Below are 13,362 nucleotides of genomic sequence, written 5' to 3'. Positions count from 1 at the left end.
AAGAAAACTAGGGGATTTACAATCATTGGAACGCCACTTATAATCTCTACTGAAACCGCAAATCCACAAAAATTTGCGCCAAATTCAAAATCGGAGGTGCTTCATGAAACAAATGAAATCATCCTCACCCGCATTACCCAGTCAACAGTCTCGTCCGTTTAAATCCGTTTACCGGCTGCTGCTGACCTTGCTGCTCGCAATCGGCAGCTTGGGCGGAATTGCGCCCGCCGCGCAAGCCGCCACCTTTTACCCTGCCGAGCTGAACAGCCCGCTCAACAATCCGTTCAAAGGATGGGCGCCACGAGCCGAAGGCGGTCCGTACGCGCAGTCGCACAAGCTGGTTTACGCCGGGGTCACCTGGAAGGAGCTTGAGCCGACCAAAGGCGTATACGACTGGGCTGGTGTCGAAGCCAAATACAAATTCAGCTACTGGAGAAGCCAAGGCGTACGCATCGTGTTCCGCCTGCTGCTCGACAGCCCTTCCGGCGTAGCCCATCGCGATATTCCCGACTGGCTGTACAACGACATGATTGCCCAGGAAGGAACAGCAGGAAAGCCCTACCAGGATAATACAGGCGGCATGGGAACCGGCAACAACACCGGATTTGCGCCCAACTACAGCTCGCCCTACCTCATTGCACGCCACCAGCTCCTCATCAACGCTATCGCAAACCGCTATTATACGCAGGATGCCCCCGTCGCTTTCATCCAGATCGGCTCACTCGGCCATTGGGGCGAATTTCACAGCTGGCCTTATGTCGGGCCAAACAACGAGCAGAACTATACCGGCGTCTTCCCTCCCAACTCGATATCCAACCAATACATCCAGCACTATATATCCGCTTTTCAAAACAAAACCGACCGCATTCAGGTGATGATACGCCGCAGCGTACAGCTGGCCGTGAGCAACCAGCTTGGCATGTTCAACGACATGTTCGGCGATCAGCCGAGCTTTGATTCCTCGTGGGGCTGGTACACCGGCACCCAGAACGGCTATTGGGATGATATCGGCCAACAGCAGCCAGCTTATGCGAACTTCTGGAACAACGCCATCTCGGCAGGAGAGTTCTATGGCGGCGCGTCCGGCCTGCAAGCCAGCCTGACAAGCGGCGCAGGCTTCAACGAAACGCTGCGCCAGCTAGAGCTCAGCAAACCAAGCTGGCTCGGCCCCAATTCACCGGCGTCTTACGCCATCGGCAATCCGTACCAGGCGAACATGGACGCGCTGGAGAAGCGGATGGGCTATCACTTTGTCATCAAGCAGGCTGTGCATGATGCTTCGGCTTCGCAAGGCGGCACGCTACCCGTCGCGCTGACGGTCGAAAACAAAGGTGTGCAGCACTTCCCGTTCAACTGGCCGGTCGAGCTGCAAATCCGCAGCGGCACCACGATTCATGCCAAAACGACCACCTCGATCCAGCTCAAAAACTGGAAGACCGGCACATACACGCATAACGCGTCCATCGCCATTCCGTCCGGGCTTCCGGCCGGCAGCTACACCGTAGCCGCAGCCATTCTCGATCCAGCGACGAATACGCCTGCCGTTGATTTCGCCAATGTCGGCCGACTCAGCGACGGCTCGTACCCGATTAGCACGCTGAACGTTACGTCCGGAGGCGGAGGAGTTACTCCTCCGAACATTACCGTAGACGGCTCGGCATCGGATTGGAACGGCGTGGCGGCGATCGCCAGCGGCAGCAGCTCTGTCTCCACCCTGAAGGGATTGCGCTCAGGCAACAATCTGTACTTGCTGGTGCAAGGCAGCGGCCTGACGGATACGGGTGCGTTCTACATCAATGCCGACAACAATACGGCAACCGGCTATAACGCCACGGGCTGGCCGAGCAGCGGCGCTGACTATTTGCTGGAGAACAATATTCTGTATCAGTACACCGGCAGCGGCAATAGCTGGTCCTGGAGCCAGGTCGCCACACTCGGAACCGGACAGTATGCCAAAAACGCGTCCATCGTCGAAATCGGGCTGCCGCTCACTTCGATCGGCGCAAGCGCAGGCCAGACGGTACGCGTCGGATATATCCGAAACGGCTCCGCAACGGAACGGCTTCCGGTGCAAAACGCCGCCTTGCCTCCCATTACGCTCTAGGAGGTATGCGATATGTTCGCTGAATTGAAACTAAAGCGGCTTGCCTTCCTGCTGAGCCTGGCCATGCTGCTGACGGTCATCCCGCTGCCGGGACCGACGGAAACGGCGGAAGCGAATCCCGCTTTCGAGCTGGGCAAGACGCCTTTCTATGGCAAAGTACCGACTTTGAGCGCCTACAGCCGAGTCGCCTTCTGGTACGGCGCGGTCGACCAGACGAAGCTGAATCAGTTGAAAGGCTATGATCTCGTCATTCTGGAGCCGACGCTTCGGGTCATTAACGTGAAGCGGAACGAGTTTTATTTCGAAAATCTGACCAGTGCCCAGGTGCAGGAGCTGAAGCGCGGCCCCGACGGAGAGCTCGGGACGGCAGACGATGTGATCGTCCTCGGCTATATCTCTGTTGGAGAGATGCTGTCCACGATTATCCCGGGCTCAAGCGGCCATATGACGATCCAGCGCGGCATCGAGCTGGGCTTGCTGCCCGAAGGATACAACGGACCGTCCGGCCCGCTGCACGGACCGAATCCTTGGAATTACAATAGCAGCGGCTCCTATATTTCGGTCGAAACAGGCGCTCTGCCGGACGGGACGTACGACGACGGCTATCAAGCGTACGCCGGTCTTCATATTGCCGGCGATTACTCCTCCTGGGGCAATCGTCTAAGCTGGAAAAACCAAGGCGTCATGCCCTGGTATCTGGACCAGCAGGGCACATGGGTCTCTGACAGCCGTTATTTGTATGGCGGCTATTGGAAGGATGGAGACGGAGTCGTCGATACGAACAAATATTACGGCGGGGGTTATGTGAACGGCGGCGATCCTGCCTGGAAGAAGTTCGTCACCTACCAGGTCGAGAAGATCGTCCATGACGGGGAGTTCGACGGCGTATTCCTCGATACGGTCGATACGCCCGATCCCGTCGGCGGCGCAGGGCCCGGCATATCATGGGGACCGCGCGGCAACTTCGGCTTTACGGCAGAGGGCATGGTCGAACTGGTGGAGGAGATCAAAGCGGTCGATCCTGCCAAGATCGTAGCGGCCAACCGGGGCTACTGGTATTTCAACCCCGACGAAGGCACCTCGCAGTTTGCAGACCGCTACCGCCATGCCATCAACTTGTTCGTGACCGAATCCTGGTACTACAACGCATATATTCCGGGCTTCTACGACGAGCATGCCGCTTATGGGGACAACTGGAATACGAATCCGGCTTCGCCGTCCTACCGTTCTCGCGACAACTTCGGCGGCTTCTGGAAGGAATATATGAACGCCCACGCCAATCAGCCGGACGGCTTCAATACCGTCATTATCGACTTTATGATTCCCTCCGGGGGTACGGGCAAATGGATGAACGAGATCGTGATGAACAGCGGTTATTTGGGTTATGACGTCAGCGGCTCCACCCATTTCAATACCGCAATCTACGACGCGTCCAAAAACTGGCTAGACACGAACGGCTATGCCGCGCCAAGCCAGACGGGCACACACCCGACCGATCTGAACGACGGCTTCCTCGTTGACGGCCAGTTTGACGAATGGAACGGAGAAGTTCCCATCTACCACGATTCGAGCGGAGCGAACGGCAATGGGATTACGAAGGTGTATGCCAAGTTTGCCGGGGATTCGTTCTTTATGATGGTGGAGTCCAATACAACGCTCAATATGAGCCAGGAAATGATCTATTTCGATTACGATCAGGACGGACCGGACGGCTGGCAGGTATTCTGGCCGACTTCGCCTGACGCCAGAGTGTATTTCGAGAATATGAATCAGGTCTACGCCTTGCCTCACCAAGGTCCGGGCGACGTATTCCGTTTCGAAGGGTCGGGAGCGCCGACCAACCGCGGCTGGCCGGTGCGCGCGATGCAGTCCGGCAACAAGGCGGAGTTCGAATTCAAGCGCGACTACCTGTTCTCCGGGGTGGAGCATAGCGGCAAGGAAATCTGGACCTGGTTTCGTAACGCTAACTTCGGCGGCCAGACCGTCAAATTCACCGTTCCGGCGGAAGGGCCGCAGCTCTCGGACGTGCACGCAACCGTATCCAGCGATACATCGGCCGTCATTACTTGGACGACAGATGTCCCCGCCTCGTCGACCGTCCGTTACGGCATTGCATCGACAAGCCAGCATACGGCAAGCGGCAGCTCGGATGTTACCCAGCATAGCGTGACGCTATCCGGATTGACCCCCGGCACTGCTTACCGTTACAAGGTTGTATCCCAGGATGCGGACGGCCGCATCGCCGAAAGCTCGGAGCGTGTCTTTATGACGTCGGACGCGAACGCGCCGCCAGTCCTAGGCAACGTAAGGGTTGAAGCGATCGGGGATAACAAGGCCACCATCAAGTGGGAAACGAATCAGCCGGCTACCAGCGAGGTGCAATACGGCTTGTCTTCCGCTTACGGTATGACCGCCGGTTCCACCGTCTTGAAGACCAGTCATTCCGTAGAGCTGACGGGCCTTGCAGCCGGCACCACCTATCACTTCCGGGTCCGCTCTCTGAATGCGGGCAGCATTGCGGCGGTCAGCGGCAACGCCTCCTTTACAACAACGTCGCCGAATCCGTATCCGGTCATTGCCGTTGACGGCAATGCAGCCGACTGGAGCGGCATTCCGGCTATTGCCACGGGCACGGCTGGTGTTACATCCCTGAGGGCGGCGTATGACGCCACCTATCTGTATGTGCTGGCTGAAGGGACGGGACTGAATACGATGGCACAGTTCTATATCAATGCCGACAATTCCGTCACGACCGGCTATCATGCGACCGGCTGGCCTTCCACCGGCGCCGACTACCTGCTGGAGAACAACACCCTGTACCGGCACAACGGCTCCGGCTGGTCCTGGACCTCGCTTGGCGCTGTAACGTACGGCAAGACGGCGTCGGCTGTGGAAGCGGCGATTCCGCTTAGTACGCTTGGCCTTGTGCCCGGCGACACCATCACATTCGGCTTCCTGAGTAATCATGCCGCCACCGAGCGTCTGCCCGGTCCTAACCTGCCGCTCCCTTCCTACACGCTAACAGCAGGATCGCAGCAGCCAGACACTACGCCGCCGCCCGCTCCGGCCAGTCTGTCCGGCACGCCGGGCAACGGACAGGCGGCGCTGCAATGGAGCGCCGTCATCGCTGCCGATTTGGCCGGTTACCATGTATACCGGAACGGGAATCGGCTGACTCAGTCACCCGTTCCGGGTACAGCTTATACGGCGACAGGGCTGACGAACGGCAACGCCTATTCCTTCGCCGTCACAGCTATAGATACGAGCGGCAATGAATCGGCAGCAAGTCAAGCTGTCGGCGTAACACCGTCCGGCATATCTACGCCGTCCATTACCGTGGACGGCAACGCCGCCGACTGGAGCGGTGTTCCCGTTCTGGCAACCGGGAGCACGAGTGTGCAGACGATGAAAGCTTACAGCGACGGCACGAATTTGTATTTGCTCGTTCAGGGATCGGGGCTGAACGTGTTTACACAGTTTTTCATTAACGCGGATCAGAACGCTTCGACTGGATTTCAGGCGGCGGGCTGGGGAGCAAGCGGCGCAGAATTTCTGCTGGAGGGCAATTTCCTCTACCGCCATCTCGGCAGCGGCTGGAGCTGGACGCAGCAAGCGATTGTCCCGCACTCGCGCAACGATGCCGTCATCGAAGCTTCAATTCCGCTGAGCAGCCTTAACCTGTCGACCGGAGCAACGATTCAGATCGGCTTCATCAAAAACAACTCCGCCACAGACCGGCTGCCCGGAGCAAACGGAGCGCTTCCAGCGTTTACGCTGTAAACTGCAGGCTTGAGGCGACGCTCTGCCGCTGCCTTGAACACCGGCAGGGCGCTGCTTCTAGGAGCCATTATTTGAAACGCAGCTTTGCATGGAGGATTCCTCCATGCAAAGCTGTTTATTATATCGTAAAAACAAGCTACCTAACGCTACCCAGCACACCTTTTTCACGCCAATATCCCGTTTCGCACATTTAAGCGTTTCTCACACCACTAAATCCCTCAAACATCCCGTTTCGCACATTTAAGCGTTTCTCACACCACTAATCTCCTCAAACATCCCGCCTCGCACATTTAAGCGTTTCTCACACCACTAAATCTCTCTAACATCCCGTTTCGCACATTTAAGCGTTTCTCACACCACTAAATCCCTCAAACACACCGTTTCGCACATTTAAGCGTTTCTCACACCACTAAATCCCCCAAACATCCCGTTTCGCATATTTAAGCGTTTCTCACACCACTAAATCCCTCAAACATCCCGTTTCGCATATTTAAGCGTTTCTCACACCACTAAATCCCTCAAACATCCCGCCTCGCACATTTAAGCATTTCTCACACCACTAATCTCCTCAAACACCCCGTTTCGCACATTTAAGCGTTTCTCACACCATTAATCTCCTCAAACACCCCGCCGCGTACTTTTAAGCGTTTCTCGCAACACATCTCCCTCTATCCACACGTCTCGCGCAAATAAGCGTTTAATACTTTGCGAGTTCCCTCTAACTCCCCCCATGCACCAGTTAACCCAATCCGCTTCGTAACTAGTGAGACGATAGTATCCAACCAATAAAAAGCGGTTAACCGGAGTACCGCTTCCCGTTAACCGCTTTTTCCATCACGCCTTGAACCCTTACGACGAGCCAAGCAGCGCGTCCATCTTCCACGCTGTATCATTCAACGTGGTTCTGACATCCTTGCCGCGGATAAATATATCTTCCATTGCTGTGTCATACAGCTTCTCAATCTCGTTCCATTGCGGAATCGACGGCCGATAGAAGGCATCCTGGATGCCCTCCATATATGGCGCGAGATAGCGATTGACTGGAAGATCGGAGGCTTTGCCCTCCTCGAACGCTTGCGTATTAACGGGAATCAATCCCGCTTCCATCAGCTTCAGCTGCGTATCCTTGCGGGTCATCCAGCTCATAAAGATCCATGCCTCCGGCTTGTTTCTGGCGTTTTTGGTCATAACCAGATTTTCACCGCCGATGATGGAGCGGTACTCGCCCCCGCTCGGGAACGGCGCCGGCTTCGTGCGCTCCAGCAAATTGACGTCCACGCCCGCGCTATTCAGCAGGATGCTGTAATACCAAGGCCCTTCGTCCATCATGAGAAACCGCTGCGAAGAAAATATCTCCCGCCACAAATCCGCTCCGCTCTCCAGCAATTGAGGATTAATAATTCCCTCGCGGAACATCCGCAGCAGCTCTTCGATTGCCGCGACGCTCCGCTCGCTGTTGAAATACCCCTCCGTCCGGGCAAACGCCTCATCCGCAAGCTGACCCCCCACGGCAAAAAAATACGGCAGGCTGTTCCACAGCTCAATGCCCGACATGCCCAGCGAATACCCATTATCCTCCGCAAGGGAGACTAACTCCGCAAAGGATGCAGGAGGCTCCGCAAGCCGAAGCTTCTCCAGCAGCCTCATATTATAAACCGCCGCTTTGGTCGTAATGTTAAGCGGCAAACCGTATACGTGGTCCCCATAACGGTTGGTGTCCAGCATTTTGCCACGCAGCTGCTCTGACACCTCTTCGAACATCGGCATCGTCTCGACCGGATGCAGCAGCCCCCGCTCTGCAAAAACCGGAATCCAGGTGTAGTCCATCCGAATAATATCGGGCGTCTTGCCAGCCGAAGCGCGCGCAAGCAAAGCGGCGTGATACTCCTGGTTATGCGTCTGCCGGACAGATTCAATAACAATGCCGGGATGCTCCGCCTCAAATGCCGGCAAAATCTCCTTCTCGAACAGCATCGTCTCCTCGTCGCTATACGTATGCCAAATCACAATCCGCTTTTGCGACTCCTCGCCAAGCCGCTTCACAGATGCCGGGTCATCGATAATCGAATTGCCCAGACAGCCAGGCAATATGAGAAGGAGCACCAGAGCAGAGACCCGCCTCCATGCAGTTCGCCTCATGACGGCTCCTCCTCTCGGGGCAATGCACCGCCGGGAAGGGGAGGCAACATGCGCTCGCGATACTCGATCGGAGAGTGGCCGGTCAGCTTCTTGAACAGCTTGCTGAAATATTTGACGTCGTTGAAGCCGGATTGCTCCGCCACTTCATATACCTTCAGCTCCGTGCCGCCCAGCAGCTCCTTCGCCCGCTGTACGCGGAGCGTAATGACATAGTCGATAAAGTTTTGCCCGGTTACCTTCTTAAACAGGATCGAAAAATAGTTTTTGCTCACATGCACATAATCGGCTACCTGCTGAAGAGTCATCGATTCCAGATAATGTCCGCGGATATATTCCAGCGCCTTGTCGATCGGATGATGGGACCCCGGTGCATCGAAGCCTGCCATACGCACCTTGCGCAGCTCGCTTATACCGGATTGGAGCGCATCGCATAGTTCACCGAGCGTCTCGGTTTTGAACAGCCGGTCAAAGGATTCGACCAGGACGTAAGGATCGGCCTGTTGTTTGAACATGATCGACAGCACCCGGCTTGCCTCCTCCTTCAGCTCCAGCGGCGGACAGCCGCCTTGCCGCCAATCGTCCCGCCACTCCCCAAGCAGCTCCGCAAGCCGCTCGTCGCCTGCCCCTTCGTTCGCCCGGTACAAAACCGGCAGCCGCAAGCCTTCACGCCGTTCTGCGTCCGAGAGCTGGTAGCGGTAAATGCCGCTGCCCCGGAAAAACCCGCGGCCCGACGCCAGCTTCCCTTGCTCGAACGTCTCGCGGATCGAGACCGTATCGCGTCCCCATGCATAACCAATCGTTACACTTGCCCCGCTCTCCTCCTCCATTCTCGCCTTCAGCTCGGCCAACCGTTGTCCCGCATCATCGCAAGATGCGGCAGGCAGCAGGAAAAACAGCTCATGCTCTCCCGTCTGCACGCCAATGCCTTCCGGAACCGCAGTGTACAGCACATCCGTCAGTTGCTCCAGCAGGACGGATTTGAACAAATACCCCTGCTGCTCCTCGATTGCAGACACCCGGTTCAGCACAATGGCCAGACCCCAGTAACCGTCGCCAAGCCATGCGGGAAACTCACCGCTTGCCGGCAGCGCGCGCTGCTGCAGCAATAGCCGCTTCAGCTCGCCTTCCCAGTGCTTGCGCTGACGCGCCGCATCTCCACTATCCGTGCCGGGACGCTGTTCCCTGCCGCGCTCTTCCTTCTCCAGCATAACGAGACAGCGCCGGACAACCTGCTGCAGATCCTCCGGCTCCAGCGTGTGCTTCAGTATATAGTCGGCAACGCCCAGTCTGAGGCCTTCCCGGACGTATTCAAAATCGTTATGGCTGCTGACCAGGATAACTTTGGTCGCCGGGTGCAGCTCCAGCACCCGCTTCGTCAAAGCAAGACCGTCCATGACCGGCATCTTGATGTCGGTAATCAGCAAGTCGACTGGCTCCTCCTCGATCAGTTGCAGCGCCTCCGCGCCATTGGCGCAATCGCCCGCCAGCTCGATCCCTTCTTTACTCCAGTCGAGGGACGCTTTGATCCCGAACCGGATGATCGGCTCGTCATCTACGATGATGGCTCTCCACATATCGCTCCTCCTCTCTGTCCGCCACATTGCAATGCTGCGTCTGCTACCCTGCGATTATCCTCTCCCGTCCGGGAACAGCATAATTCGCGCCAGCGTGCCGCCTTCCTCCCGCGCATGGATTGATACACCTGACCCCCTGCCGAAATAAAGCCGCGTACATTCGTAGACATGCTGCAAGCCGATGCCCGTATCGCCGTCCTTGACCGCCCGCTCGACCGACTCCTGCACCTTCTCCTTGCCGGGCAGCAGGCCGATGCCGTCATCGGTTACTGTAATGACCGTTGCTTCACCTTCTCGCGCCACCTCGATTCCGATGTCTCCGTCGCTATCCTTTGGCACAATGCCATGGAAAATCGCATTTTCGACCAGCGGCTGTATAAGCATCCTTGGCACCAGCAGCTTCGCCGCCTCTTCATCGCTGCGGATCGTCAGACGGAACCGCCGGTTATAGCGCATCTCCAGAATGACCAAATATTTTTCGATAATATCCAGCTCTTCCGTGATCGTCACAAAGTTGCCTTTGCGCCCCATATTGGCTTCAAGCAGCCTGGTCAGTGCGGAAATACCTTCGTAAGCCCGCTCGGACTGGCCGTATTTGATCAGCCAGCGAATCGTGCCTAGCGTGTTAAACAAGAAATGAGGGTTGATCCGGTGCACAGCCGCCCGCAGCTCCGCCTCCTGCTTCAGCCGCTGCTCCTCCGTCACCTGCTGCATCAGTACATTGATGTCGCCGATCATTTTGTTGAATTGATGGCTCATAAGGCCGAACTCATCATTTGTATTGACATCGGTTCGCACCGTCAAATCGCCTTTTTGCACTTGCCTCATACCACGGGTAAGGCGTTTGACAGGCTGTGTGACCCGGCTTGCGATAACCAATCCCACACCTATGCCAAGCAATGTGAAAATGCCGAACGACAGCAAAATGTTGCGATGCAGCGCGCTGAGCCGATCCGTTATTTCATGCACCGGCACGGTGCCGACGAGCAGCCAGCCGTTGCTCAGCGTCTGCTTTACGCCGTAATAGGGCACCCCGCCTTGCTTGAATTCAAACTCGATATAAGGATCATCGATAATATGGCCCAGCAGCTCGCCGTTATCTACCGTCTGCCCGATCCGCTCTGTATCGGAGGCGACCATAATCCGGCCCGCTTCGTTGACGACTAAAAAACTGCCCGTTTCGCCCAGCCTCATTTCATCGATCTTGTCGATCACCTTCCGGCCGTTCAGATTCACGAGGATATATCCGATCGTCCCGCCATTTGTATAGTCTTTGACCGCTCGCCCGATAGGAAGAACAAGCTCCGTATTGTCGCCTCCGCTGCTAAGCTGGTCCGCCCGGATCTCATTCCAGACAAGTCCGCCCTCCAGCCCTTCCGCCTGCTTGGCCCAAGGCTGCTCCTGCACGAAGTAACGCGCAAGCTTGATCCGGGAAAACGTACCGCTCCCCCAGCCTGTCTCATGGTCCTTAAGCACGTAGACGATATTGACGAAGGAGCTGGAGTACACGATATTGTTCAAAAAGCTTTTCATATATTCTTCGTTCTCCCGCCACAGCAGCAAGTCCGCACCGCTCGCCGGCTGGTTCGCGATCACATGCCGCACTCTGGGATCGATATAGATCATGTCGGACACGTCGCTGCCCGCATTCAATATAAACGACAACGAATCAGCGCCTTGCTTGGCGATTTGAACGGATGCCTCGCGCACGTTCTGCTTCACGGTAGAGTTGGACACGACATAGAAGGAGAAGCTGGTGAACAGCGTCGGAATTAAGATCACGAGAACAAACGCCAAGATCATTTTGGTCGTAAACGACATGCGCAGACGTTTTTGCAAATTATCGAACACGCTTCTTCTCCCCCTTTGTTGTCCAGTATACAATGCCGCAGAGACATTTGCCCTGCAACGGCGCAAAGACGCCCTGCCAGGGCGCCTTGCTTTTTCATTAATATTCCAGAACGACCATATTCCAATACTTCAGCTTAGGCAGAGTAACGGTCAGCTCTCCGTCCTTCTGCGTAAAGTCCAGCCCGATAGCCGAGCCGCCGTAGTAATCCGGCGATGCTGCCCATACCTTCTTCACTTTGCCGTCCGCCTTCACAGTCAGCTTTATATCCTGAACTTCTTTCGGCTCCGCTTGGGAAGCCTTGTTGTCCTGCCATTCCATCGTTGTCGCATCGTTGAAATTGATGAAATGAAGCATTGTGCGGCCTTGCGCTTCCTTGGCAAAGCTCCATACCTTACCCCGTTCCGGCATCGCCGACAGCTCTGCTCCCTCTGCCGCCGCAACGTCCAGCTCCTTGTCGACAGTTCCGTCGCGCAGCAGATTTTGATAAGCGGTCAGGAAATCATAGTACGATACCAGCGATGCCTCCAGCGCATCCGGTATGCTCAGATTTCGGTTCGGGAAATATTCCTTCGCCAGCATGTTCTCGCCCAGCTCCAGATGGGAGCCGCCGGATGCGAAGATAACGGCGTTCGTCAGCAGGACACCCGGCGTATTGAAGTCTCCCCTGGAGTCGGCGTGATCGTAGTTCATGTAAGCCGCGAACACGGTATTCAATTTTCCTGCGCTATACTTCAGATTTTGGTCCACGATCTCCTTCAAATTGCGGTATTGCGGATGCGCGTCCCATACCTCCGTGTACAGAAACTTCACCGGCGTCCTCGCAATGTAGCTCTGTCCGAATTGGCCGACCGCATTCATCACATAGTCGACATCAACGGCTTTCTTCGCCGCATTCATGAATGGAACATACGTTTCCGGCAGATTGACCTTATCGGCATTATCGTCATACAGAATGCCCCGATCGCCAAGCTGGTCGACATGCCAGCCGTCGAATGGCAGATGCTTGAACACTTCCTTCTCTGCCTGGAACAAATAATTCTGCCAATCCTCATTCGCCGGGTTCATCAGCATAATGTCGCTGACCCAGCTGTCCGGCAGCGGATGGCGGTCCTGAGTGGCAAGCAGAGGATCTCTGAACAAGCCCCACTCCCGCTTCACGCCATCCTGCTCCGCGTCCTCGAACGCGCCGAAGAGCAGATTGTAGTTCATCGCCTTCATATTTTTGCTATGCGCAAGGTCGATGTAACCCTTGACGGTATCGTACGATACCAGCCGGCCCGCAATCTCCGGCCACTCGCTTGCCGGCCGGCCATTCTCCAGCTTCATCGGGATGTGGTGCTTCCACTGCCAGTCATAGAACTGGATGCCGTTGATACGGAAGCGGTTCAGCCGATCGATCGTATTCTCCTGCTCGCCCGCTTCCATCGCCATAAAGTCGGCCAAATAGCCGTACCGGGGGAATTTGCCCCAATCGGAAGATACATCGACGGCAATGTTCGTATGATCGACAATCTCTTTGCCCTGTTTCAAATAAATCTCTGCCAGGTAGCCCTTGTAGTCATCTGACTGAGGCTTCCACTCCCATTGCACCTCCGCAGCCGAGCCATCCCACTTGATCGTCGACTCGCCGACGGTCTTATCGAGATGCTTATAGCGGACAATCAGATCGCCGCCCTCATCTGACGGCTTCATCGTCAGCGTGTAGTGAACCGGGTCTCCGGGGTTATATCTCGCCTTGTCCGTCGTGACATACGTCAGCAGTCCGCCTGCGCCGGCTTTCTGCGGGTCAACGGCAGTCTGCTTGTTCCCGAAGCAGCCGGTCAGCAAGCCCGAGATGACGAGTACGCTGGCGCAGACCGCTGCTGTTTTTTTGCGAAAAACATGTCCTGGCATCCGTAGTCTCCTTGTATTGG

At 56.2% G+C, this 13,362-nt stretch carries 6 protein-coding genes; 2 read left to right on the top strand and 4 right to left on the bottom strand.

The annotated features are described in order from the left end of the window. Positions 1 to 103: 103 nt before the first annotated feature. Positions 104 to 2,104 carry a DUF4832 domain-containing protein gene (locus D3P07_RS14545; protein WP_119800957.1) on the top strand — a complete coding sequence of 667 codons (2,001 nt, stop codon included), beginning with the start codon at positions 104 to 106 and terminating at the stop codon, positions 2,102 to 2,104. A 12-nt stretch (positions 2,105 to 2,116) separates the two neighbouring features. Next, the gene (locus tag D3P07_RS14540) at positions 2,117 to 5,884 is read left to right on the top strand and encodes a fibronectin type III domain-containing protein (protein ID WP_119800956.1); all 3,768 of its coding nucleotides are present in this window, start codon (positions 2,117 to 2,119) and stop codon (positions 5,882 to 5,884) included. 849 nt (positions 5,885 to 6,733) lie between these two features. On the opposite strand, the gene D3P07_RS14535 is transcribed toward D3P07_RS14540, so the two are convergent. The 4 genes from D3P07_RS14535 to D3P07_RS14520 form a co-directional block, all read right to left on the bottom strand. Further along, a complete protein-coding gene (locus tag D3P07_RS14535) occupies positions 6,734 to 8,023 on the bottom strand; it encodes an extracellular solute-binding protein (RefSeq protein ID WP_119800955.1) in 1,290 nt (429 codons plus the stop codon). Further along, positions 8,020 to 9,597, bottom strand: a complete 1,578-nt coding sequence (locus D3P07_RS14530; RefSeq protein WP_182914330.1) for a response regulator transcription factor — start codon at positions 9,595 to 9,597, stop codon at positions 8,020 to 8,022. Before D3P07_RS14530 ends, D3P07_RS14535 begins: the two co-directional genes overlap by 4 nt. A 54-nt stretch (positions 9,598 to 9,651) precedes the next feature. Then, complete coding sequence (locus tag D3P07_RS14525) at positions 9,652 to 11,448, bottom strand: sensor histidine kinase (RefSeq protein WP_119800953.1); 1,797 nt, start codon at positions 11,446 to 11,448, stop codon at positions 9,652 to 9,654. 97 nt (positions 11,449 to 11,545) lie between these two features. Beyond that, on the bottom strand, positions 11,546 to 13,342 hold the full coding sequence (locus tag D3P07_RS14520; protein WP_182914329.1) for a glycoside hydrolase family 66 protein: 1,797 nt from the start codon (positions 13,340 to 13,342) through the stop codon (positions 11,546 to 11,548). Positions 13,343 to 13,362 lie beyond the last annotated feature (20 nt).

Origin of the sequence: Paenibacillus sp. 1011MAR3C5, from assembly GCF_003591485.1 — a bacterium.
Lineage (GTDB): Bacteria > Bacillota > Bacilli > Paenibacillales > Paenibacillaceae > Pristimantibacillus.
This window is presented reverse-complemented; position numbering and strand designations above follow the sequence as displayed.